Origin of the sequence: Nonomuraea marmarensis (genome assembly GCF_043197025.1) — a bacterium.
GTDB classification, from domain to species: domain Bacteria; phylum Actinomycetota; class Actinomycetes; order Streptosporangiales; family Streptosporangiaceae; genus Nonomuraea; species Nonomuraea marmarensis.
In genome coordinates this window covers 136,940-162,442 of sequence record NZ_JBICRM010000003.1, presented here as the reverse complement: position 1 = coordinate 162,442, position 25,503 = coordinate 136,940, and the positions used below count along the sequence as shown (strand labels likewise).

General features: G+C 68.6%; 26 protein-coding genes and 1 pseudogene. 16 read left to right on the top strand and 11 right to left on the bottom strand.

The features are described from left to right. The first annotated feature begins 359 nt into the window (after positions 1-359). Together ACFLIM_RS06190 and ACFLIM_RS06185 are read left to right on the top strand one after the other, a co-directional pair. Positions 360-812, top strand: coding sequence for an ATP-binding protein (locus ACFLIM_RS06190; RefSeq protein ID WP_393162820.1), 453 nt, complete (start codon positions 360-362; stop codon positions 810-812). 164 nt (positions 813-976) lie between these two features. After that, a complete protein-coding gene (locus tag ACFLIM_RS06185) occupies positions 977-1,522 on the top strand; it encodes an NUDIX domain-containing protein (RefSeq protein WP_393162818.1) in 546 nt (181 codons plus the stop codon). A gap of 204 nt (positions 1,523-1,726) precedes the next feature. Here the strand turns inward: ACFLIM_RS06185 and ACFLIM_RS06180 are convergent, their stop codons facing one another. Together ACFLIM_RS06180 and ACFLIM_RS06175 are read right to left on the bottom strand one after the other, a co-directional pair. Next, positions 1,727-2,038 carry a hypothetical protein gene (locus ACFLIM_RS06180; protein ID WP_393162816.1) on the bottom strand — a complete coding sequence of 104 codons (312 nt, stop codon included), beginning with the start codon at positions 2,036-2,038 and terminating at the stop codon, positions 1,727-1,729. 82 nt (positions 2,039-2,120) lie between these two features. After that, positions 2,121-2,222 carry a CGNR zinc finger domain-containing protein gene (locus tag ACFLIM_RS06175; RefSeq protein ID WP_393163294.1) on the bottom strand — a complete coding sequence of 34 codons (102 nt, stop codon included), beginning with the start codon at positions 2,220-2,222 and terminating at the stop codon, positions 2,121-2,123. On the opposite strand from ACFLIM_RS06175, the gene ACFLIM_RS06170 reads away from it, so the two are divergent. Next, positions 2,221-2,538, top strand: a complete 318-nt coding sequence (locus ACFLIM_RS06170) for an arginase family protein (protein ID WP_393162814.1) — start codon at positions 2,221-2,223, stop codon at positions 2,536-2,538. The genes ACFLIM_RS06175 and ACFLIM_RS06170 overlap by 2 nt on opposite strands. Here the strand turns inward: ACFLIM_RS06170 and ACFLIM_RS06165 are convergent. Continuing rightward, positions 2,485-2,826, bottom strand: coding sequence for a winged helix-turn-helix transcriptional regulator (locus tag ACFLIM_RS06165; protein ID WP_393162812.1), 342 nt, complete (start codon positions 2,824-2,826; stop codon positions 2,485-2,487). The two genes, ACFLIM_RS06170 and ACFLIM_RS06165, sit on opposite strands and share 54 nt — an antisense overlap. A gap of 98 nt (positions 2,827-2,924) precedes the next feature. On the opposite strand from ACFLIM_RS06165, the gene ACFLIM_RS06160 reads away from it, so the two are divergent. Continuing rightward, positions 2,925-3,797 carry an NAD(P)-dependent oxidoreductase gene (locus tag ACFLIM_RS06160; protein WP_393162810.1) on the top strand — a complete coding sequence of 291 codons (873 nt, stop codon included), beginning with the start codon at positions 2,925-2,927 and terminating at the stop codon, positions 3,795-3,797. Here ACFLIM_RS06160 and ACFLIM_RS06155 read toward each other — a convergent pair whose 3' ends face one another. Next, entirely contained in the window at positions 3,798-5,354 is a 1,557-nt protein-coding gene (locus ACFLIM_RS06155; protein ID WP_393162808.1) for a DUF4434 domain-containing protein, read from the bottom strand. A gap of 94 nt (positions 5,355-5,448) precedes the next feature. Here ACFLIM_RS06155 and ACFLIM_RS06150 point away from each other — a divergent pair, with 94 nt between their 5' ends. Next, positions 5,449-6,258 (top strand): SDR family NAD(P)-dependent oxidoreductase, encoded by an 810-nt coding sequence (locus tag ACFLIM_RS06150; protein WP_393162806.1) that lies wholly within the window; start codon positions 5,449-5,451, stop codon positions 6,256-6,258. A 2-nt stretch (positions 6,259-6,260) separates the two neighbouring features. Here ACFLIM_RS06150 and ACFLIM_RS06145 read toward each other — a convergent pair whose 3' ends face one another. After that, the gene (locus ACFLIM_RS06145; RefSeq protein WP_393162804.1) at positions 6,261-7,400 is read right to left on the bottom strand and encodes an FAD-dependent oxidoreductase; all 1,140 of its coding nucleotides are present in this window, start codon (positions 7,398-7,400) and stop codon (positions 6,261-6,263) included. A 95-nt stretch (positions 7,401-7,495) separates the two neighbouring features. Between ACFLIM_RS06145 and ACFLIM_RS06140 the strand changes: the two genes are divergently transcribed. The 7 genes from ACFLIM_RS06140 to ACFLIM_RS06110 all read left to right on the top strand — a co-directional run bounded on the left by ACFLIM_RS06140 (position 7,496) and on the right by ACFLIM_RS06110 (position 14,170). Then, positions 7,496-8,047, top strand: coding sequence for a TetR/AcrR family transcriptional regulator (locus tag ACFLIM_RS06140; protein WP_393162802.1), 552 nt, complete (start codon positions 7,496-7,498; stop codon positions 8,045-8,047). 90 nt (positions 8,048-8,137) lie between these two features. Next, positions 8,138-9,238 (top strand): ABC transporter ATP-binding protein, encoded by a 1,101-nt coding sequence (locus ACFLIM_RS06135; RefSeq protein ID WP_393162800.1) that lies wholly within the window; start codon positions 8,138-8,140, stop codon positions 9,236-9,238. Beyond that, a complete protein-coding gene (locus tag ACFLIM_RS06130; RefSeq protein WP_393162798.1) occupies positions 9,231-10,325 on the top strand; it encodes an ABC transporter ATP-binding protein in 1,095 nt (364 codons plus the stop codon). The genes ACFLIM_RS06135 and ACFLIM_RS06130 overlap by 8 nt, the downstream gene beginning before the upstream one ends. Next, positions 10,322-11,269, top strand: a complete 948-nt coding sequence (locus ACFLIM_RS06125) for a carbohydrate ABC transporter permease (protein WP_393162796.1) — start codon at positions 10,322-10,324, stop codon at positions 11,267-11,269. The genes ACFLIM_RS06130 and ACFLIM_RS06125 overlap by 4 nt, the downstream gene beginning before the upstream one ends. 76 nt (positions 11,270-11,345) lie before the next feature. Next, positions 11,346-12,110, top strand: a complete 765-nt coding sequence (locus ACFLIM_RS06120) for a carbohydrate ABC transporter permease (RefSeq protein ID WP_449291465.1) — start codon at positions 11,346-11,348, stop codon at positions 12,108-12,110. Between the two features lie 2 nt (positions 12,111-12,112). Then, positions 12,113-12,388 (top strand): DUF2160 domain-containing protein, encoded by a 276-nt coding sequence (locus tag ACFLIM_RS06115; RefSeq protein WP_393162794.1) that lies wholly within the window; start codon positions 12,113-12,115, stop codon positions 12,386-12,388. 18 nt (positions 12,389-12,406) lie between these two features. After that, positions 12,407-14,170, top strand: a complete 1,764-nt coding sequence (locus ACFLIM_RS06110) for an ABC transporter substrate-binding protein (protein ID WP_393162792.1) — start codon at positions 12,407-12,409, stop codon at positions 14,168-14,170. Positions 14,171-14,184: 14 nt separating this feature from the next. Here ACFLIM_RS06110 and ACFLIM_RS06105 read toward each other — a convergent pair whose 3' ends face one another. From ACFLIM_RS06105 to ACFLIM_RS06085, 5 genes are all read right to left on the bottom strand, one after another. Then, the gene (locus ACFLIM_RS06105; RefSeq protein WP_393162790.1) at positions 14,185-15,474 is read right to left on the bottom strand and encodes a Gfo/Idh/MocA family protein; all 1,290 of its coding nucleotides are present in this window, start codon (positions 15,472-15,474) and stop codon (positions 14,185-14,187) included. Positions 15,475-15,484: 10 nt separating this feature from the next. Beyond that, positions 15,485-16,768, bottom strand: a complete 1,284-nt coding sequence (locus tag ACFLIM_RS06100) for an ABC transporter substrate-binding protein (protein ID WP_393162788.1) — start codon at positions 16,766-16,768, stop codon at positions 15,485-15,487. Positions 16,769-16,811: 43 nt separating this feature from the next. Next, entirely contained in the window at positions 16,812-17,678 is an 867-nt protein-coding gene (locus ACFLIM_RS06095; RefSeq protein WP_393162786.1) for a carbohydrate ABC transporter permease, read from the bottom strand. Continuing rightward, positions 17,662-18,624, bottom strand: coding sequence for a carbohydrate ABC transporter permease (locus ACFLIM_RS06090; protein WP_393162784.1), 963 nt, complete (start codon positions 18,622-18,624; stop codon positions 17,662-17,664). The genes ACFLIM_RS06095 and ACFLIM_RS06090 overlap by 17 nt, the downstream gene beginning before the upstream one ends. 194 nt (positions 18,625-18,818) lie before the next feature. Further along, positions 18,819-19,772, bottom strand: coding sequence for a LacI family DNA-binding transcriptional regulator (locus ACFLIM_RS06085; protein ID WP_393162782.1), 954 nt, complete (start codon positions 19,770-19,772; stop codon positions 18,819-18,821). Positions 19,773-19,964: 192 nt separating this feature from the next. Between ACFLIM_RS06085 and ACFLIM_RS06080 the strand changes: the two genes are divergently transcribed. From ACFLIM_RS06080 to ACFLIM_RS06065, 4 genes are read left to right on the top strand one after another with little or no spacing between them, the layout of a single operon-like run. Next, positions 19,965-20,852, top strand: coding sequence for an NAD-dependent epimerase/dehydratase family protein (locus tag ACFLIM_RS06080; protein WP_393162780.1), 888 nt, complete (start codon positions 19,965-19,967; stop codon positions 20,850-20,852). A 2-nt stretch (positions 20,853-20,854) separates the two neighbouring features. After that, the gene (locus tag ACFLIM_RS06075; RefSeq protein ID WP_393162778.1) at positions 20,855-21,907 is read left to right on the top strand and encodes a mandelate racemase/muconate lactonizing enzyme family protein; all 1,053 of its coding nucleotides are present in this window, start codon (positions 20,855-20,857) and stop codon (positions 21,905-21,907) included. Further along, complete coding sequence (locus tag ACFLIM_RS06070) at positions 21,907-23,817, top strand: DUF6807 family protein (RefSeq protein WP_393162776.1); 1,911 nt, start codon at positions 21,907-21,909, stop codon at positions 23,815-23,817. The genes ACFLIM_RS06075 and ACFLIM_RS06070 overlap by 1 nt, the downstream gene beginning before the upstream one ends. Positions 23,818-23,873: 56 nt before the next feature. Further along, positions 23,874-24,869, top strand: coding sequence for an acyltransferase family protein (locus tag ACFLIM_RS06065; RefSeq protein ID WP_393162774.1), 996 nt, complete (start codon positions 23,874-23,876; stop codon positions 24,867-24,869). A 447-nt stretch (positions 24,870-25,316) separates the two neighbouring features. Here the strand turns inward: ACFLIM_RS06065 and ACFLIM_RS06060 are convergent. Further along, positions 25,317-25,490, bottom strand: a pseudogene (locus ACFLIM_RS06060) (TetR family transcriptional regulator); the annotation flags it as partial. Between the last annotated feature and the right edge of the window lie 13 nt (positions 25,491-25,503).

The window sequence follows — 25,503 nt, the reverse complement described above, 5'->3', positions numbered from 1 at the left end:
CTGTGCCAGAAATCCCTGGCATCTGCCAGGAAAAGTCTGGGATAGCTCTGGGACGAATTCTACGGACACCGTAACTCGTTGACGGCATGGTTGACAGTGGTAGCCGGAAAAGCCGCCGATGAACAAGTCCGGCATTACGGGAACCAGCGAAACCCTTCCTGGAAGTGCGGAGCGGTCGCGAAGAGGATGTGGCGAGATGAGCGTTGCAGTGCAGGGGCGTCGAATCATCGGTAAGGAGAACTTTCCAAGAAGCACGCGCCTGCCGTTAGGCAACCCAGAATCTCCGCCCGAGGTAGCGGACGGCGACAAAGGTCGGACTTCAGCAATTCCGATTTCCAACAAATCTAGGAGGTGGCGCAGTGCGGAAACGGTTCCTGGCCGAATTGGTCGTTCCGGGGGTGGATTGGGCGGTGCCGGTCGTCCGGCACTGCATCGGGCGCACGCTGACGGCGGCGGGGCACCGGAACGTGGACAACGCACAGCTCGTGGTGAGCGAGTTGGTCAGCAACGCATTCTTGCATTCGCGCTCGGCGCGGCCAGGCGGGGTGATCGTCGTCGAGATTGCGGAGATCGGTGACACACTGGCCCGTATCGAGGTGATGGATGAAGGGGCGGGCACTATCCCCCACCCTCGCGTGACCACCGAGGACGCCTGCCACGGACGCGGCCTGTGGCTGGTCCAGCAGACGGCGGCGCGATGGGGGATCTACCGCGACACCTTGGGCGGCAACGTCGTCTGGGCCGAGTGCTCCACGACCGACGGCCCGACAACCAATGTGCTGGATGCGCCGACCCGCGCGCGGGAGATGTGATCAACCGGTGGTCATGGATAAGGCCCGCGAACACAACGTTCGCCCTGGGCTGTCGCCGGATGCCACCGGACGGGGAACGGCGATATGGGGGGCATGTGGGAGGTTCCTTCCGAAGTCCGGCAGTCGATTGCGGCCACCTGGCTGAGCTACTTCCATGGAGTGTCATGACCGTGACCCGCGAGGAGATCGCCGCCGTCCTGGCCCGCTATCTCGACGCCCACCCCGACCGCGCTGCCGATGTCGTCGCACTGGCGCAGGCCTTTGACGCCGACCAAGACCTCGCCTCCCGCAAGACCCTGCCCTTGCACGTCACCGCGAGCGCCGCCGCCATCGACGACACCGGCCGCGTGCTGATGATCCATCACCGGGCGCTGGAGCGCTGGCTGCTGCCCGGCGGCCACATCGAGCCCAAAGACCACAGCCTCTACGGCGCGGCCCTGCGAGAACTGGAGGAGGAGACCGGCATCCCCTGGCAACACACCGTCTCCCCGCCCGCACACGACGTCATCCCCGTGGACATCGACGTCCACAAGATCCCCGCCAACCCCGCCAAGGGCGAGCCCGCGCACCTGCACGCCGACTTCCGCTTCGCCTTCTGGTCAAAGGAAACGCAGATCACCCTGCAGGATGAAGAGGTCACCGCATTCGCCTGGCGCAGCCCGAGCGATCTGCCCACTCCCCGCCTCGCGGGAAGCGTCAGCGCGATCTGAACCCGGACACGACGAAGGAGCGGTCCCCTTCCCTCCCGAGGGGACAGGGGGCCGCTATGCGCCCTGGCGGCGCAGCGATGCGAGAGCGCAACCCCCAGACCGCTCGCCGTCTGCGAACGGCTCATTCAACCCATGGGAGCAGTTCCTCGTTCGCACTGAGGTGCCACGGACAGCGAAGGGAACGTCACCTCCCCCGGTACACGATCAGGAAGCGCTTTTCGGAGGGGCGACTTCTGGTCCGTCACCGGAGAAGGGACCTTGCAGCTCGCGGGCGAGTTGCGGATCGCTCCAGATCACCGCAGTGGATCGCCAGGAAATCAGCGATCGCTCGAACGGCATCAGCTCTCCTGTGTCCGCTCCCGCGATCAGATGGGTGAGCAGTTCGCGTACGCACTGATGGCGCTCGATGTCGGGCAACCAGGCGAGCCAGGGGAACTCATTCGCAAGGGCTTTCGCCGCGAGAGCACTGTTGCGGCGAGCCACCATGGCCAGCGCGCGGGCAGCGAAACAGGTCACGGCGCCAACGTACCGCTGTATAGATCAGGCATCCCGGACTTCGGCTGAAGCGACGTACGGAATGCAGTTCGAAGCTGGTTTGTCAGCGGTGGCGGGCGCGGGAGGCGGCGGCGTGGGCGCGGTTGGCGCAGCGGGTCGAGCAGAACTGGCACCTTCCCGGGCGGCTCCGGTCCTGATACGCGATGAGCTCGAGGGGGTTCTGGATCCACGTGGACGCCGACGTCCTCGACCCGTCCGTGCTGCCCGCCGTCGATTCCCCGACTCCGGGCGGGCTCGACGCCGCCCAGCTCACCGACCTGCTCCGAGAGCTCGCCGGGCTGCCGGGAGCCGTCGGGGCTGGAGGTGACGATCCTGGATCCCGACCTGGACGAGGACGGCAGCCAGGCCGCCCTGCCGGCCGACATCCTCGTGTCGGCACTGACCTGACTGCGTTGCATGGGGCGGGGTCAGTGGTGGGGAACGTGGCCGAGGATGTTCTCCCGTCCCCAGGCGCCGAGTGAGGCCAGTGCCTCGTTGAGTGAGACGCCGAGCGGCGTCAACGAGTATTCGACGCGGGGCGGCACCTCGTCGTGCACCTCGCGATTCACGATGCCGTCCAGCTCCAGCTCCCGTAGCTGAGCGGTGAGGACCTTCTCAGTCACCCCGGGCAGTTCCCTGCGCAGCGCGCCGAAGCGGTGCGGCCGCTCGTGGAGCGCCCAGAGGATCAGCACCTTCCACTTGCCGCCGATCACGTCCATCGCCGCGTCGATCCCGCACACATACGATCCTGGCCGCCGCATGGTCCGCATCGCGCAACCCCTCCCACCTCGTCACTGACACCAGGGTAACCACCCACTTCAAAGTGCGTACTTGAGCATCTCGGCGTCCGGCGACGAACCTGGACGGCATGGGACACAACACTAAGAAGATCACTGTGCTCGGCCTTGGCGCGATGGGCACCGCGATCGCTCGCGCGTGGCTCTCCGCCGGGTACGAGCTGACCGTTTGGAACCGCACCGTGAGCCGTGCCGAGCCGCTCACCACCGAGGGTGCCAAGATCGCGGCGACGGCCTTCGACGCGGTGGCCGCGAGCGACCTGGTGGTCGCCTGCCTGCTCGATGACGCCTCGGTCGGCGAGGTCCTTGCCGACGCCGACCTGATGGGCAAGGACCTGGTCAACATCACCACCAGCACCCCCGGTAAGGCCGGTGACCGCGCCGAATGGGCGGCCGGTCGCGGCGCCCGCTACCTGGACGGCGGGATCATGGCCGTTCCGCCGATGATCGGTGATCTGGATTCCGGCGCTTACGTCTTCTACAGCGGGTCGCCGGAGCTGTTCGCGGCTCACCGAGACGCGCTGGCCGTCCCGGCGGCCACCCGGTATGTCGGCGAGGACTCCGGCTCGGCCGCCCTGCACGACGTGGCGCTGCTGAGCGCGATGACCGGCATGTTCGCCGGGGTATCGCACGCCTTCGCGCTCATGCGCGGGACTGAGGTCGCGCCGAAGGAGTTCGCTGCCCTGCTCATCGAGTGGCTCACCGCCATGGCACCCTACGCGAACGGGGTCGCCGCGCATCTGGAGACCGGCGACTACACCCTGGGTGTGACGTCAAACCTCGAGATGATGGTGGAGGCCAACGGGACACTGCTGCGCACCGCCGAGGAACAGGGCGTCAGCCCGGAACTGCTCAGCCCGTTCATGACGCTGATGGAACGCCGCCTCGCTGATGGGCACGGCGATGAGGGCACCACCGGGGTGATCGACCTGCTGCTCCGTTAGCTAACGGATCACGTAGGCACTCGTGCTGCTGTGGCCCGCCGCGTTCGTGGCGGTGATGGAGGTCCACGGACCCGATGGCGCGTACGGGGCCCAGGCCGACTCGAGCCGGCCCCGCGCGTACCACTCCTGCTTGACGACCGTCCCCGGCGGGTCGAAGCGGAGTGTGCCGCCGCGCAGGTTGTAGCCCTCGACGAGGATGCCCGCCCGCCCGTTCATCTCCTTCCGGGACGCGCCGACGATGATCGGCTGCTGCCACTCGCTCACGATGTCGTCCGCCAGCGAGGGCGTGTCGTAACGGGCCTGGCACGTGAAGAACGGATCCCACCCATAAGAGATGATTTTTCCGGCATGGGTCCCCGCCGCCATCACCTGCTGATCCAGCCGCTCCTTCGTGGTACGACCGCGCAACGGCAACGGCTCCACCCTCCCGCACTCCCCGTCCGCCGGGGTCGGTTCGAAGCCCTCCACGTTCACCCAGAGCTCCACCCCGGCAGGCACCCGGCGCGCCGCCGCCTCGATGTAGTCCCGCGTAGCCCCGTAGTACGCCTGCCCGTTACTCACATCCCCCACCACCGGCGCCAACCGCGGAACGACCTTCGCATCCCCCTCATGAACCCCGTACACCGGCACCTTCCCCGTCCCCCGCCCGTCCTGGATGGCGATGGCCATGGGCGCGCCCGCCCGCGTCCCCGCGATGTCCGCCATCCCGGCCTCCACCTGCTCGGGCGGGAACCCGCGCCCCCTCCGAGCATCGATGTACGGGCTGACCAGGATCTTCTTCCCCGGCAGGGTGGCGGCGACCACCGCGTGCTGGGCCGCGTACAGCTCGATCACCGGATCCTTGTCCGAACGGTCCCGCACGGCCAGCTCGAACGACTGGTAAATCCCGCCGAACGCCGCCGACCCCCCGAACCGCGTCCGGTAGTCGGCCAGCACCCGCGCGGTGAAGGCGTTCAGCGCGCCGGTGTGCGCGGGATCGGGCTCCCACGTCTTACCCTCCCGCTGCGGCGCCGCGGGCAACCCAGGGAACACCGTCATCCCGTACGCCGCCGCCTCGGTCATGAGGTTCCCCAGCCCGTCGCCGTCCGTGGAGACGAGCACGAGATCACGTACGGGATCGGCACAGGACACCGCCAGCGAGATCCGGTAGAAGATCCGCCCCCGGCTCTCGATCCGCCGATCCAGCCCCGGGCACCGCAACATGCCCGGCCCGAACTCCTCGCTGGTCGCATAGGTGTAGACGTGGCGGACCCCGGGGACGTCGGCGCACGGCCGCCCGTCCACGAGGCAGTCGTCGAAGTCGGGGTCCGGGCCGGCGTTGAACCGCGGCCCGAACGTGATGAGCGTGTCCCCGCCGATCGCGTGGATCGCCTCGACCATGCGCCTGCTCACGCACGGATCGGCCCTGGGCATGACCCAATAACCACTGATCGGGTACGGCGCCGCCACCCGGGCGTCCCGAACCGGGCACTGCTCCACCTCGGGGTCGTCCGGCACCACCACCAGACCCACCACGAAGGCGACCGCCACGACCAGCCACAGGATGATCCGGTGCACCCACGCCCCTTCCACGCCCCTCCCAGCCTACGTACCCCCGCCGCAACCCGCCGCGACCTGATCGCGGAGAATGACAGGCAAGGGGGAGAACATCGTGCGCATCGATCTCATCGGTAAGACCGCGCTCGTCACCGGGTCGACTCAGGGAATCGGGGCGGCCATCGCCGCCGGACTGGCCAGGGCCGGGGCCCGCGTCGGGATCAACGGCCGCGGCGAAGGCTCCGTCGCGATGGCCATCGAGCGGATGGACGCCGAGCGAATAGGCGGCCGGCTGATGGAGGGCGAGGTCGTCGCGGCGCCCGGCGACGTCTCCACGGACGAGGGTTGCGAGCGGGTGCTGAGCGCGCTCCCACACGTGGACATCCTGGTCAACAACCTCGGGATCTTCGGGGCCACGCCCGCGCTGGAGATCACGGACGACGAGTGGCGGCGTTATTTCGAGGTCAACGTGCTGGCCGCGGTCCGCCTCACCCGTGCCTACCTGCCGGGCATGATCGAGCGGGGCTGGGGCCGGATCCAGTACATCGCCAGCGACTCCGCCGTCGCCGTCCCCATCGAGATGATCCACTACGGCATGACGAAGACCGCGTTGCTGGCCGTCTCCCGGGGGTTCGCCAAGGCGGCGGCCGGGAGCGGGGTGACGGTCAACTCGGTGATCGCGGGGCCGACGCACACCGGCGGCGTCGAGGACTTCGTCTACCAGCTCGTGGACAACGACCTGCCGTGGGAGGAGGCGCAGCGGGCGTTCATGCGCGAGCACCGTCCGCAGTCGCTGCTCCAGCGCCTGATCGAGCCTGAAGAGATCGCGAACATGGTCGTCTACCTCAGCTCGCCCCTCGCCTCCGCGACGACGGGCGGCGCGGTGCGGGTGGACGGCGGGTACGTGGACGCCATCCTCCCCTGAGCTCAGCGGCGGTCCAGGCCGGACAGCTGCCAGGCCAGCCGGCGGCGGACGGCCGGGAGGCGACCCGCCAGCTCCAGCGCGAGGTTGCGCAGCGGGCGGAGGGCGGCGCGGGCCGTGGCCAGCGCCGTCAGCCGGGAGGCCAGCCCGACGACCTTCTCGGCGACCGGGCGGCGGCCGGCCGCGTAGGTGTCCAGCAGGTCGGGCGAGGCGTCGCCGAGCACCTTCGCGAGCGTCTCGCCCAGCAGGACGGCGTCCTCGATGCCGAGGTTCATGCCCTGCCCGCCGGCGGGCGAGTGCACGTGCGCCGCGTCACCGGCGAGCAGGACGCGCCCCTTCCGGTAGGTGTCGGCGATGCGGTGGTGCACGCGGAAGCGCGATCCCCAGACGACCTCCTTCACCACAGCGGGTACAGCCTGGGGGCCGCGCGTGTCGAGCAGCCTCTGCACGAACGCCACGTCGGGGTCGTGCGGCGCCTCGTCCACGGTGGCCACGATCCGGTACAGCCCGTCGGGCAGCGGCGCGAGGACCACCAGGCCGTCGGGCGAGAAGTACAGGATGACCTCGTCGAGCGGCACCCCGCCGCTCAGCCGCACGTCGGCCAGGGTGAACGACTCCGCGTACGTGCCGCCGCCGAACCCGATCCCGGCCTGCTCGCGTACCACACTGTGCATGCCGTCCGCCCCCACCAGGTAGGCCGCCCGCAGCGAGCGCCCGTCGTCGAGGGTGGCCGTGACGCCGGAGGCGTCCTGCTCGACCGCGGTCACCAGCGCGGGACGCAGCACCTTGGCGCCCAGCTCCTGCAGCCTGGCCAGCAGGAACGCCTCCGTGTCCGCCTGCGACACCATCAGCGTGTACGGGTACCGCGTCGGCAGCCCGTCGAAGGGCACCCGCACCAGCAGCCGGTCGCGGTCGCGGATCGTGAAGCGCGGCGTGTGCACCCCGCGCGCGGTGAGCGCCTCCGAGACGCCGTACGGCTCCAGCAGCTCCACGGTACGCGAGTGCACCACGGCGGCCCTGGAGGTGTTCGCGCCCTCGGCCTGGCCGTCCACGATGACGACGTCGTGGCCGAGCTGGGTCAGGACGACGGCGGCGGTGAGCCCCGCGGGGCCGGCGCCGACGACGAGCACCTCAGTGCTGATCATGTCTCCTCCTAAAGTCAACGCTCGTAGGCCAACAACTGTTGACGTTAGAACTGTCCGCTTGGGATGTCAACACTTGTTGGCCTACAGTTGTGGGCATGAGGAGATCTTCCGGGGAGACGAAGGCGATCATCCTGGCCGCGGCTCGCGAGCGGTTCGCCGCCGACGGCTACGAGCGGGCCACGATCAGGTCCATCGCCGCCGACGCGAACATCGACCCGGCCATGGTCATGCGGTATTTCGGCAGCAAGGAGCGCCTGTTCGCGGCGGCCTGCGAGTTCGACCTGAGGTTGCCGGACGTGCGGGACACCCCGCGCGAGGAGATCGCCGCCACTCTCGTCCGCCACTTCCTGGAGCGCTGGGAGGCCGACGAGACCCTCCAGATCCTGCTGCGCACGGGGGTCACCAACCCGGCGGCGGCCGAACGCCTGCGCTCGATCTTCGCCGCGCAACTCGTCCCCGTCATGACCGCGCTGTCGCGGAACCCGGCCGAGGCCCCGAGGCGGGCGGGGTTGGTGGCGAGTCAGATGCTCGGGATGGCCCTATGCCGATATGTCCTGGCATTTCCACCGCTGGCCACCATGACCAGGGAAGAAGTCGTCACGGCGATAGGCCCGACCATTCACCGCTATCTCGACCTCAAATCGTGACCGTCCCATCATTCACTTGAGCAACACATGCCCTTTGCACACAGTTGCAGATCATGTTAGATGTGGGGGGAAGCAGAGAGGACCGGCACAATGACGCTGATTCTCGATGGCGTCTTCGTACGGCAGCGCGGGGAGACCTGGCTCGACGACATTCGCCTGGAATTACCGGATGGAATGACCACGCTCGTCGGCCCCATGACCGCGGGAAAGACGACATTGATGCGCGTCGCCGCCGGATTGCTGACGCCGGACTCGGGCCGGGTCGTGGTCAACGGAAAAGACGTCACCGCTATTTCGGTACGGAAACGCTCGGTCGCCTTCGTCTATCAGCAATTCATTAATTACCCGTCCCTGACGGTCTACCAGAACATCGCCTCGCCGCTCCGCCTGGACCCGAAGTTCCACCACGCCGGGATCGACCGGCGGGTCCGCGAGGTGGCCGAGCTCATGGGCATCGCAGGGTTGCTGAATCGCCGGCCCGCCGAGTTGTCGGGCGGCCAGCAGCAGCGCACCGCCATCGCCCGCGCGCTGGCCCGCCCCGTGGACGTGCTGCTGCTCGACGAGCCGCTGGCCAACCTGGACTTCAAGCTCCGCGAGCAACTGCGGGCGGACCTGAAGACCATGTTCACCCGGTCGAAGAGCGTGGTCCTCTACTCCACCGCCGACCCGAACGAGGCGCTGACGTTCGCCGCGCCGACCGTGGTCCTGGGCGAGGGCAGGATCCAGCACGTCGGCGAGGTCGCGGACATGTACGCCCACCCGCCGACGCTGGCCGTGGCCGCCACGCTCAGCGACCCGCCGCTCAACCTGCTGCCCGGCGTCGTCCGCGACGGCCGGATCGAGTGCCTCGGCACGTCCTTCCCGGCGCCCCGAGCGCACGCGTCCGCGAGCTCCGGCACCAACGTCATGCTCGCCGTACGCCCCCACCAGGTGAGCATCGCCCGCGACGGCCCCGGCGCGCTGGAGTTGCCCGCCGAGATCAGGCTCGCCGAGGTGACCGGCAGCGCGACCTTCCTGCACCTGCTGCTCCAGGGGCAGCGCCACCTGGTCGCCCACCTGCCGGGCACCCAGCTCTTCACCCCGGGCGAGTCCACGGTCGCGTACGTGGACCCCGCCCACATCTTCGTCTTCGACCAGGCTGGGGGACGCCTGCTCGCCACCAGCGCAGCGGAGGTCGACCTGCATGGCTGACATCCGGCTGGAAGGCGTGGGCCACAGCTACGACGGGGGCGAGACCTGGGCGCTCAAGCCGATGACGTGGACCTGGCAGAGCGCCAGGGCGTACGCGCTGCTGGGGCCGAGCGGCTGCGGCAAGACGACCCTCCTGAACATCATCTCCGGGCTGCTCACCCCCACGGTGGGCCGGATCTGGTTCGACGACCGCGAGGTGACCGACGTGCCCACCGCGGGCCGCAACATCGCGCAGGTCTTCCAGTTCCCGGTCCTGTACGAGGAAATGTCGGTATACGACAACCTGGCCTTCCCCCTCCGAAACCGGAAATATCCGAAAAAGGAGATAGACCAGCGCGTCCGCCAGGTCTCCCAACTCCTCGGCCTCGACCACCTCCTCCGCCGCAGGTCACGCCGACTGGACCCGGGCCGCCAGCAGATCGTCAGCCTGGGCCGCGGGCTCGTGCGCTCCCAGGTGGCGGCGGTGCTGTTGGACGAGCCGCTCACCGTGGTAGACCCGGCGCTGAAGTGGACGCTGCGCAGCAAGCTCAAGGAGATCCACCGCGACACGGGCCACACGCTGATCTACGTCACCCACGACCAGACGGAGGCGCTGACGTTCGCCGACGAGGTGGTGGTGCTCAACGAGGGGGCGATCGTGCAGGCGGGCGAGCCGGCCGAGTTGTTCCTGTCGCCGGCGCACGAGTTCGTCGGGCACTTCATCGGCTCGCCCGGCATGAACATGTTGCCCGCCGAGATCGCCGGCCACGTCGTACGCGTCGGGCAGGCGGAGGTGGGCTCGGTCGTGGACGACCTGCCGCCGGGGCCGGTGCGGATCGGGGTGCGGCCCGAGTTCGTGCGGATCACCGGCGCGGCCACCTCTCCTGGCGTGGCGGCCCGGGTGACCGGGATCGACCGCATGGGCGCGTACGACCTCGTGCACGCCCAGGTCGGCGGCCATCCGGTGATCGCCAAGACCGAAGCGGGCTCCGCCTACGAGCCGGACACGGTCGAGTTCCTGCATTTCCCCGCGGACCGGACGTTCCTGTTCCGTGACGAGGTCAGGTGCGGCTCCCTCGCGCCCCTGAACGGAAGGGGCCCGGAATGACCGAGAAGACCGCCGTCGTGGTGAGCGGCGAGGTCGTCGCGCCGGACGCGCCCGCGGAGCCCCCGGAGGAGACGCGCGCCAACCCGAAGCGGAAGAACAACCGGGCCTGGTGGCTGGTGCTGCCGGTGGTCGTGTCGGTGGCGTTCACGGCGGTGATCCCGCTGATGACCGTGGTCAACTTCTCCGTGCAGGACGTCTTCAGCCCCAGCGACCGCCTCTTCGTCGGCCTGGAGTGGTTCCGCATGATCGCCCGCGACCCGGAGGTGCGCTCGGCGTTCGTACGCACGCTGCTGTTCTCGGCGCAGGTGCTGCTGGTGGAGATCCCCCTGGGAGTGGCGATCGCGGTGTCGATGCCGCGCCGCGGCTTCTGGGTGTCGGTGGCCCTGGTGCTGGTCGCGTTGCCGCTGCTCATCCCGTGGAACGTGGTGGGCACGATCTGGCAGATCTTCGCCCGCGGCGACATCGGCCTGGGCGGCTGGACGATCAACAACGTGCTCGGCATCAACTTCAACTACACGCTGGACTCCACGGACGCCTGGATCACAGTCCTGGTCATGGACGTGTGGCACTGGACGCCGCTGGTGGCGCTGCTGGCGTACGCGGGGCTGCGCTCGATTCCCGAGCCGTATTTCCAGGCCGCGCAGATCGACGGCGCCTCGGCGTGGGCCACGTTCCGGCACATCCAGCTGCCCAGGCTGCGCGGGGTGCTGACGATCGCGATCCTGCTCAGGTTCATGGACAGCTTCATGATCTACACCGAGCCGTTCGTGGTGACGGGCGGCGGGCCCGGCAACGCCACCTCGTTCCTGAGCATCCTGCTGTCGAAGATCGCGGTCGGCCAGTTCGACCTGGGGCCCGCTGGCGCGTTCTCGCTGCTCTACTTCCTGATCGTACAGATCCTCTGCTACGTCTTCTTCACCGTGCTGACCAGGTCGGGGAGGTGAGGTGATGGCCCTCCCGCGATCCAACAGGACCTCCGGCCGGCGGCTCCCGTGGGCGCGCACGGTCTTCTGGCTCTACGTGGCCACGCTCATGTTGCCGCTGTTGTGGATGTTCGGCATGTCGATCCGGCCGAACGAGGACATCCTCGGCAGTTTCGCGCTCATCCCGCAGCGCGTGACGTTCGACAACTACGCCACCTTCTTCGCGGACTCCGCCTGGTATTCGAGCTACCTGAACTCCATCATCTACACCTCGATGAACGCCGTGATGTCGCTCATCGTGGCGTTGCCCGCGGCCTATGCCTTCTCCCGCTTCCGCTTCGCCGGGGACAAACACCTCTTCTTCTGGCTGCTGACCAACCGCATGGCACCACCAGCGGTGTTCTTGCTGCCATTTTTCCAGATTTATCAGAGCGTGGGGCTCTTCGACACCCACCTCGGCGTGGCCATCGCGCACATGCTCTTCAACGTCCCTCTCGCCGTCTGGATTCTCGAAGGCTTCATGTCGGGAATTCCCCGGGAAATAGATGAGACCGCCGCGATCGACGGCTATTCACTCCCCCGTTTCTTCATCAAGATCTTCCTGCCGATGATCCGCTCCGCGATAGGCGTCACGGCGTTCTTCTGCTTCATGTTCAGCTGGGTCGAGCTGCTGATAGCCAGGACGATCACCTCGGTGAACGCGAAGCCGATAGCCGCGACCATGACCCGAACAGTGAGCGCGGCGGGCGTGGACTGGGGCCTATTGGCGACGGCGGGAGTTCTGACCATCGTCCCGGGCGCGATCGTCATTTGGTTCGTCCGTAACTACATTGCCAAGGGATTCGCCTTAGGAAGGGTCTAGCCATGCTCGAATGGATGGTCTGGACCGCCCCCACGGCCCTGGTGTTCACCGGGCTCGCCCTGCTGCTGGTCGTCATGGCGGTCTGGGCCCGCATCTCTCCCCCCGTGGCCAGGCGAGGTTTCCTGCGCATCGAGACCGATCGGGGCGACCGGCTGTACATCGGCCTGATCAGCGCCGCCGTCGTGCTGGCCGGCTGGATCGCCATCACCGACCTGTCCATGTGGCTCGCGCTCGGCTGCGCGCTGCTGGTGGCGGTCGTGATCGGGATATGGGGCTAACAGAAGAGGAGCCAAGCGATGAGGCATAGGGCACGCAGGCCCGCGGCCGTGGGTCTGGCCGCGGTCGTCCTGATAGCAGCAGGCTGCACGCAGAGCGCCGAGAAACCCACGAGCGACTTCAAGGAGTCCGACGGCAAGGCCGCCGCACAGAGATGGGTGTCGGAGGAGTTCACCCCCAGCACGCTCTCGAAGGACCAGCAACTCGCGGAGATGGACTGGTTCACCAAGGCCGCGGCCCCGTACCGGGGCATGCAGATCAACGTGGTCTCCGAGACGATCACCACGCACGAGTACGAGTCGCAACAACTGGCCAAGGCGTTCACCGAGATCACCGGGATCAAGATCAAGCACGACCTGATCCAGGAGGGTGACGTCATCGAGAAGCTCCAGACCCAGATCCAGGGCAACCAGAACATCTACGACGCGTACGTCAACGACTCCGACCTCATCGGCACCCACTCGCGCGGCGACTACGTGTTCCCGCTGTCCGACTACATGGCCGGGGAGGGCAAGAACATCACCCTGCCCACGCTGGACCTGAACGACTTCATCGGCATCAGCTTCACCACCGGCCCGGACAGGAAGATCTACCAGCTCCCCGACCAGCAGTTCGCGAACCTCTACTGGTTCCGCTACGACTGGTTCACCGACCCGGACATCAAGAAGCAGTTCAAGGACGCCTACGGGTACGACCTGGGCGTCCCGGTCAACTGGGCGGCCTATGAGGACATCGCCGACTTCTTCACCAACAAGGTCAACGGCAACGGCACCATCGACGGCAAGAAGGTCTACGGCCACATGGACTACGGCCGTAAGGACCCGTCGCTGGGCTGGCGCTTCACCGACGCCTGGTTGTCCATGGCCGGCAACGGCGACCCCGGCATCCCCAACGGCCTGCCGGTGGACGACTGGGGCATCAGGGTGGAGAACTGCCGCCCGGTCGGCTCGTCGGTCACCCGCGGCGGCGACACCAACGGCCCGGCCTCGGTCTACGCGCTCACCAAGTACGTGGACTGGCTCAAGAAGTACGCCCCTCGCGAGGCCGCGGGCATGAACTTCAGCGAGGCCGGCCCGGTGCCCGCCCAGGGCAACATCGCCCAGCAGATCTTCTGGTACACGTCGTTCACCGCCGACATGACCAAGGAAGGGCTGCCGGTCGTCAACAGCGACGGCACGCCCAAGTGGCGCATCGCGCCTAGCCCGCACGGCGCGTACTGGAAGCAGGGCAACAAGCTCGGCTACCAGGACGCCGGCTCGTGGACGCTGCTGAAGAACACGCCGCAGGACCGCAGGGCCGCGGCCTGGCTCTATGCGCAGTTCGTCACGTCGAAGACGGTCTCGCTGAAGAAGTCGATCAGGGGATTGACGTTCATCCGCGACTCCGACATCAGGAGCGACTACTTCGCCGAGAACTCCAAGAAGTACGGCGGGCTGATCGAGTTCTACGGCTCGCCGGCGCGCAAGCAGTGGACGCCGACCGGCACGAACGTGCCCGACTACCCGAGGCTCGCCCAGCTCTGGTGGCAGAACGTGGCCACCGCCGTGACCGGCGAGACGACGGCCCAGCAGTCGATGGACAACCTGGCCAAGCAGCAGGACGACATCCTGTCCCGGCTGGAGCGGCGCGGCGGCAACTGCGCGCCGAAGCTGAACGCGGAGCGCCCCGCCCAGTACTGGTACGACCAGCCGGGCGCGCCCGCGCCGAAGCTGGCCGACGAGCGGGGCAAGCCGGAGACGCTGGACTACGACAAGCTCATCGCCACCTGGAAGCAGGGCAACTGACCATGGGGATGCCACTAGTGGTTCAAGCCGCGGATCCGCGTGCCGTCGGCCTCCAGGCGCACGGCGGCGCCGGTGCGGGCCGAGGTGGTGGCCGCGACACCCGTCAGCACGCTGCGGATCCCGTCGCGGTAGCCGGCCTGGCGCGCCAGCGGATCGTCGCCGGGCCCGCGGAAGACGTCGTTCAGCAGCAGCCGGTCACCGCCGCCGTGCCCGCCGGTCCCGGTCTCGATGGGCACCTCCTCCGGCCGGCTCCAGTGGCGGTGCAGCGTGAGCCGCTCCCAGGAGCCGGCGCGCTCCTTGCCCTGGGCGCCCGGGTCGATGGCGGCGTGCGGCGGCGTCCACTCCCGCTCGACCACGTCCAGCTCCAGCCGCCCCGCCGTGCCGTTGAACGCCACCCGGTAGCCCTCCCACGGCGCGTGGGCGTGCAGCGAGTACGTCATGACGGCGCGGTTGGCATAGCGCACCAGCACGGACATGTTGTCGTCGATGGTGATGCCCGGGCCGAAGACGTCCTGGTCGCGGATGTAGCCGTCCTCGTGCTCGGCGTCCAGGTAGAGCCGCTTGAGCCGGGGGTCGGCGGAGATGTCCAGGATGAACGGGTCGGTGCCCAGCCCGGGAGCACCCTGCCCGCGCTCGGGGCGCTCCCCGAGGCCGCGCTTCCTGGCGTTCTCGGCGCCGTAGAAGCGCAGGTCGGTCTGGGCGAAGACGGTCTCGGGCGCCGATCCGAGCCACCAGTTGACCAGGTCGAAGTGGTGGGTGGACTTGTGCACGAGCAGGCTGCCGGAGTTGGCCCGGTCGCGGTGCCAGCGGCGGAAGTAGTCGGCGCCGTGGATGGTGTCGAGGGTCCACTCGAAGTGCACGGAGGTCACCTCGCCGACGGCGCCCTCCATCAGCAGCCGGCGCACGGCGGAGTTGCGGGGCGCGTACCGGTAGTTGAAGGTGACGATCAGTCTGCCGGTGCTGCGCTCGGCGGCCGCGGCAATGGCCGCGCAGCCGTCGGCGTCCACGGTGAGCGGCTTCTCCACGATGACGTCACGACCCGCGTCGAGCGCCGCGCACACGTAGCGGGCGTGGGTGGCGTCGACGGTGGTGACGATGACCGCGTCGGCGAGCTCGAGCATCTTGTCGAACTCCGCGGGCGCGAAGCGCGGCACCTCGTGACCGATCCGCTCGGCGTAGTAGTCCATGCGGGTCCGGTTCTTGTCGCACAGGGCGACGATGGTGCCGGCGTCGCGCCACTCTCCGAGCAGCGCGTCGACGTACATCTGCGCGCGGTGCCCGAGCCCGACGAACGCGTACTTCATGACTCTCCTTTTAGCCGGCGATTGAGGCGTTCGCCTCGGTGATGAACTTCTGTGCGGCGTCGTCGGGGGTCATCCGGCCGAACATGACCTCCTGCGAGTACCGCGTGAGGATGTCCTCCATGGCGCTGGCACCCTTCGGGGGGGCGGCGGGCGGGTCGGCCAGCTCGCTCTTGACCTTGTCGATGAAGTCCAGCGTCTTGACGTCCGTGGGCGGCAGTTTGTCCTTGACCGCCGCCAGCACCTTGGAGCTGGCCGGCAGGCCGCGGTCGCTGAGGATGATCTGGCCCGCCTCGGGGTCATTGACCATGAAGTCGATGAACTTGGCGGCCTCGGCGGCGTGCTCGGACTTGGCCGAGGCGGTCAGGAACATCGCGGGCTGCAGGAACATGCCGCTGGAGGTGGCGCCCTGCGCCTTCGGCATCCGCAGCAGGCTCACGTCCTGGCCCGACGCCTTGTTGATCGCGCCGAGCTGGTTGCTCCACCACATGCCCATCGAGCCGGTGTTGGTGGCCAGCAGCGACTGGTCCACGCTGGTCGCGCCGATCTCGGAGCTCTTGGCGGCGTCGGGGGAGCCCTTGGTCTTGATCAGGTTCTGCATGACGGCCCACCACGCCTTGATGGTGTCGGGCGTGAGGCCGAGCTTGTTGCCCTGGTAGAAGGGCTCGCCCCGCTGCGCGGCGAAGATCTGCAGGTAGGCCGGGTTCCAGCTCAGCTGGGTACCGGTGATCTTGCCGCCGCTCTCAGTGCTGACCTTGGAGGCCAGGTCGACGTACTCCTCCCAGGTCCACTTGGTGTCGTCGGGCAGCTTGACCCCTGCCTGCTCGACCAGGCCCGGGTTGACGACCAGGGAGAAGGCGTTGACGCCGGTGGGGATGGCGAACTGCTTGCCGTCGACGGAACCGGTGCCCAGCACCTTGGCGTCGATGTCGGCGGTGTTGACCTTGCTGGCCAGGTCGGCCAGCGTGCCGCGGTCGGCGTATTCGCGCAGGCCGCGGATCTCTATGGTGATGATGTCGGGCGCGTCGCCGCCCGCGACCTTCGTGGAGAGGGTCTCATAGTAGCTGTCGAAGTCGGAGAACTCGCCCTCGACGTCGAGGGTCGGGTTCTTCGCCTCGAACTTCTTGATCACCTCTTCGGTCATCTTCTGCCGGGCGTCGCTGCCCCAGTAGGAGAAGCGCAGCTTGATCTTGCCGTCGGCGCTTTCGCCGCCGCCGCCGCTGCCGCAGGCCGCGGTCACCGCCAGCACAGCGGTGGCGAGTAAGGCCGCCGACCACATCTTCTTGCCAGAGCTCACGGCTCTACCTCCTAGGGGGTCCTCTGTTGGGGGGTTGAGGAACTTACTTCAGTCCCGTGGTGGCGACACCACGGATCAGGTATTTCTGGCCGGCCAGGAAGAACCCGAAGATAGGGCCGAGCGCGATGATCGACATGGCGAACATCGGGCCCCACGACGAGTCGCTGCTGGCGTCGAGGAACGTGCGCAACGCTACCGGTACGGTGAAGTTGTCGGGGTTGTTGAGATACAGGAGCTGGCTGAGGAAGTCGTTCCACGTCCAGATGAACGTGAAGATGGCGGTCGTGGCCAGCGCGGGCAGGCAGAGCGGCATGACGACCCGGATGAAGATGCGCCAGTAGCCCGCGCCGTCGATCTCGGCCGCCTCGTCCAGCTCCCGTGGCAGCGTGCGGATGAACTGCACCATGAGGAAGACGAAGAACGCGTCCGTGGCCAGGATCTTGGGCATGACCAGCGGCCAGATCGTGTTGATCAGGTCGAGCTTCGAGAACATGATGTACTGCGGCACGATCGTCACGTGGTACGGCAACATGATCGTGCCCAGCATGATCGCGAACCAGAACCTCTTCAGCGGGAAGTTCAGCCGGGCGAAGGCGTAGGCGGCCAGCGAGCAGGCCACCAGGTTCGCCACCACCGACAGCCCTGTGACGACCGCCGAGTTCCACAGGTAGTAACCGAAGGGGTGCTTCAGCGCGTACCAGCCCTCGGTGTAGTTCTCCAGCGTGACCTCGCTCGGCCACAGTCCGGGCTGCCGGAAGATCAGCTCCTCCGGCTTGAGCGAGCTGGAGATCATCCAGAACAGCGGATAGAGCATGACCAGGCCGAACCCGATCAGCAGCACGTGCCTGGCCAGCCGCCCGCCCCTGAACGGGCGGAACAGGACCGGGATCGGCCTACTTCGTGTCGCCATAGAAGACCCAATACTTGGAAGCGAGGAAGTTCACCCCGGTCAGCCCGGCGATGATGAGCAGCAGGACCCAGGCCATCGCGGCGGCGTAGCCCATGTCGTAGCTCTTGAACCCCTTCAGGTAGAGGTAGAGCGTGTAGAAGAGGGTGGAGTCGGCAGGCCCGCCGCTGCCGCTGCTCACGATGAACGACTGCGTGAACGACTGGAACGACTTGATGATCTCGAGGACCAGGTTGAAGAAGATGATCGGCGTCAGCAGGGGCACCGTGATCGACCTGAACTGGCGCAGCACGCCCGCGCCGTCCACCGCCGCCGCCTCGTAGTAGCTCCTGGGGATCTGGCGCAGCCCGGCCAGGAAGATGATCATCGGCGCGCCGAAGGTCCACACGTGCAGCAGGATCAACGTACTGAGCGCGTAGTCGGGGTCGCCGACCCAGCCGGGCCCCTGGATGCCGAAGACCGCGAGCACCGCGTTGACCAGGCCGTCGGAGCCGAAGACCTTGCGCCACAGGATCGCGATCGCGACGCTGCCGCCCAGCAGCGACGGGAGGTAGAAGATCGAGCGGTAGAACGACAGGCCGCGCAGGCCACGGTCGAGCACCAGGGCCAGCGCGAGCGCGAAGGCCAGTTGCAGCGGGACCGAGACGACCACGTAGATCGTGGTCACCTTCAGCGAGTTCAGGAACCTCGGGTCCTCGGTGAACATCTTGACGTAGTTGTCGAACCCGACCCACTTGGCCTCCTCCAGGAGGTTGTAGTCCGTGAACGACAGGTAGAGGGAGGCGACGATCGGGCCGACCGTGATGAGGAGCAGGCCGGCGAACCAGGGCGCCAGGAACAGGTAGGCGGCCCGTGCCTCGCGGCGGGAGCGTTTCGTGGAGCGGTGGCCGCCGCGTACGGGTTCGGTCGCCGCGCCCCGGGGTTTCACCGCCACCGAAACTTCAGTCATCACGGACCTTCCGGCGAGAAGTGAATGGATAGCGCTTTCCTATAGCTGGCGGGAAAGTTACGTCAACCCTTTGCAGGCGTTACATAGCCGTTACCGATATATCGCTGCAGCGTTTCCCCAGCTAGCAAGCGTGCCCGTCCGATAAGTCAGATGAATTTGGCTCTCGATTAGTACAACCGTTTGCAGGACCAGGGTTATCGTGGCGGGGCGGTGGAGTCCCTGATGACGAGGCGGGTCTCCAACGAGGTGGTGGCGGTCACCTCCTGGATGAGCAGATCGACGGCCAGCCGCCCGGCGGCGGCGGTGGGCATGGCGACGGTGGTGAGCTTGGGACGGTTCAGCCGTCCGGAAACGATATCGTCGATCCCCACGATGCTGACGTCCTCCGGCACGCTCAGGCCGAAGTCGCCGAGCCCCTCGATGAGCCCGATCGCCACCAGGTCGTTGTAGGCGAGCACGCCGGTCACCCCGCAGTCGCGCACCAGGCCCGCCGCGGCGAACCCGCCCCGCTCGGTGGGCGCGTTGGGACCGATGACGACGAGCTCGACGCCCTCCACCCGTTCGGCGGCCGTCCGGATCTCCGCGCTCGTCCAGGAGCCGGCCGGACCCGACACCAGCGCCACGCGGCGGTGCCCGAGCCCGGCCAGGTGCTCGACCGCCAGCTTGGCCCCGTGGCCGACGTCCATGAGCACCGTGGCGGCGCCGCGCAACCGCCGGTTGATGACCACGAACGGCACCCGCTCCGCCAGCCGTTCGAGCGCCTTGTTGGAGGAGCGCGGGCTGCACAGCACCACGCCGTCCACCTGCTTGGAGAACGCCTGCACCAGCTCCTCCTCGGCGGCGGCCTCCTCGTCGGTGTCGGCCACGAACAGGTGGTAGTCACGCTGCCTGGCGGCCGCGTGGGCGGCCTTGATCAGCGGCGGGAAGAACGGGTTGGCGATGTCGGCCACGATCAGCCCGAGATTGTGGGTGCGGCCGGTCGTGAGGGCCCGAGCCGCCCGGTTGGGGCGGTATCCCAGCTCCTCGGCCACCGACAGCACCCTCGTGCGGGTGACGGCGTTCACCATGTGCGGCGCGGAGAACGCCCGCGACACGGTCGACACATGCACACCGGAGGCTCGGGCCACATCACGAATCGTCACTGTCACAGTCGCCCACCCTAACGCAACCGCTTGCAGAACCCCTGAGTACGATGAAAGCGCTTGCCCACCCACCCAATCCCGCCCCTCACCGGGAATCCCCAGCTAGCGCGCGGGCAACGAAATCACCCCTTGACGCTTCGGCCTCAGGGACACAAAGGTTTAGTGCAACTGTTTGCAGTCTTGAAGGAGCCCCTCAAGGTGAGCAAAGTCCTCGTCACCGGAAGCGCAGGACGCCTCGGCCGCAGCGTGGTCAGCACGCTCGCGGCGGCCGGGCACGAGGTCATCGGCGTGGATCGCGCCCCGGGCACGCCGGGGGAGGCGGCCGCCGCCTTACCGGCCGACCTCACGGACACGGGCGAGGCGTTCGAGGTGATCGCCAGGTTCCGGCCCGAGTCGGTGATCCATCTGGCCGCGATCGCGACCCCGTTCAGCTTCCCCGAGTCGGTGATCTACAAGGTCAACACCCGGCTCGCGTTCAACGTCTGCGAGGCCTCGGCGGCCCTGGGAGTGCGGGGCGTGGTGGTGGCCAGCAGCCCCACCGTGATCGGGTACGGCGCTCCCGGCGGCTGGGCGCCGGCGTACCTGCCGATCGACGAGGAGCACCCGGTACGCCCGTGGAACGCGTACAACCTGTCCAAGGTGGCGGCCGAGCAGACCATGAAGACGTTCGCCGTGGCGGGGGCGACGAAGCTGGCGGCGGTCCGGCCGTGCTTCGTCATTCCCCCGGAGGAGTGGGCGGGCGCGCCCACGCAGTCGGGGCACACCGTGCGCGAGCGGCTGGACCGGCCCGAGCTCGGCGGGGTCTCGCTGTTCAACTACATCGACGCCCGCGACGCCGCCGAGATGATCGCCGTGCTGAGCGAAGCGCTGCCCGAGTTGCCGAACGGCGAGGTGTTCTTCGCCGGCGCCGCGGACGCGCTGGCCAGGAAGCCGCTCGCCGACCTGCTGCCCCAGGTCGTGCCGGGCACCGAGCCGTTCGCGGCCGGGCTCACCGGCACCACCCCGGCCTTCTCGATCTCCAAGGCAGAGCGCCTGCTCGGCTGGCAGCCCAAGCGGAGCTGGCGCACCGAACTCAAGGAATCCTGAACATGACGATCGCGGACCTGCGTACCGAGTTGCGCAGCGCCCCTCTCCCCCGTCCTTGGGGCGCGGACGTGCCCGCCAACCACGTGATCGTCACCCACGTCACGCTCAAGGACGGGCGCACAGGGACCGGGTTCTCGTGGACGCCGCAGATCGGGGCGCGGGCCGTACAGGCGCTGCTCGAGTACGACCTGCGCGAGGCGCTGATCGGGCTGCCCGCGCACCCCGAGGTGGTGTGGGACCGGCTGTGGCGGCACCTGCGCGAGGCGGGCCCCGGCGGGATCACCACGATCGCGCTGGCCGGGATCGACCTGGCGCTGTGGGACCTGCGCTGCGGCGGCAGCGGCCTGGCCGACGTGCTGGGGCGGCGGCGCGACGAGGTCCCGGTCTACGGCAGCGGTGTCAACCTGCACTACCCCCTGGACGAGCTGGTCGAACAGGCCGGGCGCTGGGTGGCGGCCGGATACCGGGGCGTCAAGATCAAGGTGGGCCGGCCCGACCTGGCGGAGGACGTGGCGCGGGTGGCCGCGGTCCGCGAGGTGATCGGGCCCGACCGGCTGCTGATGATCGACGCGAACCAGCGCTGGGACCTGCACCGCGCGCGGCGGGCTCTTGCCGCGCTGCGGGAGTTCGGGCTGCACTGGATCGAGGAGCCGCTGCCGGCCGACGACGTGGCCGCGCACGTCGAGCTGCGCCGCTCCATCGACGTGCCGGTCGCGGTCGGCGAGAACGTCTACACGACTTACGGCTTCCGCGACCTGCTCGCGGCGGGCGCCTGCGACGTCGTCCAGCCGAACGTGGTGCGGGTCGGCGGGATCACGCCGTTCCGCCGGATCGCAGACCTGGCCAGGACGTACGACGTGCCGGTCTACCCGCACCTGCTGAGCGAGATGTCCGGGCAACTCGCGCTGGCCCTGCCGCTGCCGGTCATGGTGGAGGACGTGGAGGACGCCTCGTTCGCCGCCCTGGGGTTGCTGGCGGAGCCATATCCCGTGGCGATCTCCGGCGGCGTGCTGCGCGCGGGCGACCATGCCGGCCTCGGGCTGAGGTGGTCGTGATGAAGGTCGTTCTGGCCGGCGCCCACGGGCACGGCCGCCACCACCTGGGCAACCTGCGCAGGCTCGCCAACCTGGGCGTGATCGAGCTGGCCGGGATCTGCGACGTGCGCCCAGTGGAGGTGGAGTTCGGCTCGCCGTCGCAGTCGCCGGACCTGCGCGAGCTGATCGAGAAGACCGGCGCGGAGATCACGATCATCTGCACGCCGATCCACACACACGCGGACCTGGCGGTGACCGCGCTGCACGCCGGGTCGCACGTGCTGCTGGAGAAGCCGCCCGCGCCCAGCCCCGAGGAGCACCGGCGGATCGCCGCGGCGGTGGCGGAGACCGGGCTGGCCTGCCAGGTCGGGTTCCAGTCACTCGGCTCGGCGGCGATCCCCGCGCTGCGCGAGCTGATCGCGAGCGGCGCCATCGGCCGGGTCCGCGGCATCGGCGGCGCCGGCTCCTGGGAACGCCCTTCGTCCTACTTCACCCGGTCCGCCTGGTCGGGGCGGCGGCGGCTGGACGGCGTCGACGTCGTGGACGGGGCTTTGACCAATCCGTTCGCGCATGCCGTGGCCACCGCGTTAGCCCTGGTCGACGGGCCGATCGCGGAGATCGAGACCGAACTCTACCGCGCCCATCCGATCGAGGCCGACGACACGTCCTGCGTGCGCATCCGGATGGACGACGGGCTCGTGATCACGATCGCGGTCACGTTGTGCGCGCCGGAGCGGGACGAGCCGTACCTGGTCGTGCACGGCGACGCGGGCCGGGCCACCTTCGTCTACACGCAGGACCGGCTCAGGGTCGAGCACGCGGACGGCTCGGTCGAGACGACCGTGCACTCGCGTACCGGCCTGCTGGAGAACCTCATCGCGCACGTCCGCGAGGGGGCCGGCCTGCTGGTGCCGCTCTCGCGCACGGAGTCGTTCACGCGGGTGCTGGACGCGGTGCGGCTGGCGCCGGAGCCGCTGCCGATCCCCGAGCGGCACCAGATCGTGGAAAAGGACGATTCCGGCGAGGTCACGCACCGGTTCCTGCCCGGCGTCGCCGGCCTGACCGCCCGCAGCGCTCAGGAGCTGGCGCTCTACTCCGAGCTGGACGTGCCGTGGACGCGGGTGGAGCTGCAGGTCGCGGGCCAGGCGGTGGCCTCGTACGAGTGGCGGCCCGACCTGCCCGTCACCGACTCGCCCCGGCCCTACCTGCACCCGGTGCGGACGCTCGGCGGCGTCGAGGTCACCGAGTTCCGCCCCGAGGATCACGTGCACCACCTCGGGGTCGGCGTGGCGATCGCCGACCTGGGCGGCGCGAACTTCTGGGGCGGCCGCACCTACGTCAAGGACCAGGGGCCCACCTGGCTGGACGATCACGGCACGCAGCGCCACCTGGCATTCTCGCGGCTCTCCGACGACGGCTTCGTGGAGCACCTGGAGTGGGTAGGGCCCCGGGGGTCGGTGGCCCGCGAGGAGCGTACGGTCGCCGCGCGGCCGTACGGCGAGGCTTGGCTGCTGGACTTCACGTTCTCGCTCACCAACCTCACCGGCGCTCCCCTGGAGATCCAGAGCTCGGCCACCAAGGGCCGGGCGGGCGCGGGCTATGGCGGCTTCTTCTGGCGTGCTCCCGGGACCTCCACCGCCAGGACGACCCTTCCGGGAGACACGCACGGCAGCCGGGGCCCCTGGATCGCCATGTCCGGGAGCACGCCCGGCGGGCGGGAGTGGACGCTCGTCTTCGTCCAGGCGGCCGACGACCCCTGGTTCGTTCGGGTGGAGGAGTATCCGGGGGTGGGTCAGGCGCTGGCCTGGGATCGGCCGCTGGTCGTCGAGTCCACGCTGACCAGGCGGGTCGTCACGGCGGTGGTGGACGGGAGGCTGGACGGCGCGGCGGCGGCCGCGCTGGCGGCCAACGTGACACCTACCCTTCAGTAACCCCTCACCTTCGGTTTCCTGGCGGTTACGGATCCGTTGGCTAGGGTGCCTGATCTGTGAGTTCCCTTGTTACCGCCAAGCCCGTTACCGCCAGGGATCCGTTCTTCGACAACGCCAAATACCTGGCCATCGTGCTGGTGGTGACCGGTCACCTCATCGAGGCCCACCGGGACGCGGCCATCGTGCACGCGCTCTACTTCTACGTCTACCTGTTCCACATGCCGCTGTTCATCGTGCTCAGCGGCTATCTGTCACGGCAGTTCACGTTCTCGGCCGGTAAGGCGCGCAAGCTCATCTCCACGCTGGCGGTGCCGTACCTGATCTTCGAGACGGCGTACTCGCTGCCGGGGCTCATCCTGTACGGGAAGTTCAATCTGACACTGCTGGAGCCGTACTTCCTGACCTGGTTCCTGTTGTCGTTGTTCCTGTGGCGGTTGTCGACGCCGGTGTGGCAGCAGCTCAGGTGGCCGCTGGCGGTCGCGCTCGGGTTGTCGTTGCTGACCGGGATGAGCAAGCTGCCGGACGAGCTGGCCATGAACAGGACGTTCGGCCTGCTGCCGTTCTACGTGCTGGGGCTGATGTTGCGGCCGGAGCACTTCCAGCTGTTGCGCCGCCCGTACATGAGGCTGGCCGGAGCGCTCACGCTCGGCGTGGGGCTGGCGGCGGCGCTGCTCGTGCACGCCGCCGTGCCGACGGAGTGGATCAGGTGGCGGTTGTCCAACTCGGAGATCGGCGTGGACGACCTCACCGGCACCGCCATCCGGCTGGGGCTGCTGGTCGCGGGGGCGGTGCTGGTGGCGGCGTTCCTGGCGATCACGCCGGCGCGGCACACCTGGTTCAGCGGGCTGGGCGCGGCCACCATGTACGCCTACCTACTCCACGGCTTCGTGGTCAAGATCGCCGAACGGCTCGAGCTGGGCCTGCTCCTCTCGACCGTCCTCGGCCTGGTGGCGGCCACCGTCCTGTGCACGCCGCCGGTCCGCAAGCTCCTCCACTGGGCGGTCGAGCCCCGCATGTCCTGGGCCTTCACCCCGCTGCGCAGGCCCGCCTGAGGTGGCTCTGAGCACCCGCAGCGCGCCTCTCGACAACGCCGTCAGGATGTCGGCGCACTCCGCCAGATCGGGATAGCGGCCTTCGAGGTGCCCCATGGCCAGGGCGTTGGTGGCCGCGTCGATCCCCTCGGCGATCATCTCCAGCCGGCGCCGGTCGTGCTCGTTGTCGGCGGTATAGCCGAGCGCGGCCAGGTCCGCCGCGTGGTGCTCGCGGTAGGCCGCCGCCGTCTGCCGGGCGAAGTCGCGCAGCGAGGACGAGGGGTCGTGCCGGGCGCGGAGCTGGATGCGCAGCAACTCGGGGTGGCGGCAGATGGCCTCCAGGGGGATGCGGAACGTGTCGCGGTGGCGTTCGAGGTCGCCGGGGGCCTCACGGGCCTTGCGCCGGGCCTCCCGCATCGACCCGCGCAGCCGCTCGCCGCCCTCCTCGGCGAGCACCAGCAGCAGATCCTGCCGGTCCTTGAAGTGCACGTAGAAGCTCGACTGCGCGATGCCGGCGGCCTTGGCGACCTTGGTCGTGGTCAGCCCGGCCTCGCCCTCCTCGTCGAGGATGGCCAGGGCGGCGCGGATCAGCTTGCGCCTGGTCAGGTCCTTGGCCTCGCTCCTGGTGAGCGGCGTTTTCATCACAGCAGCCCCT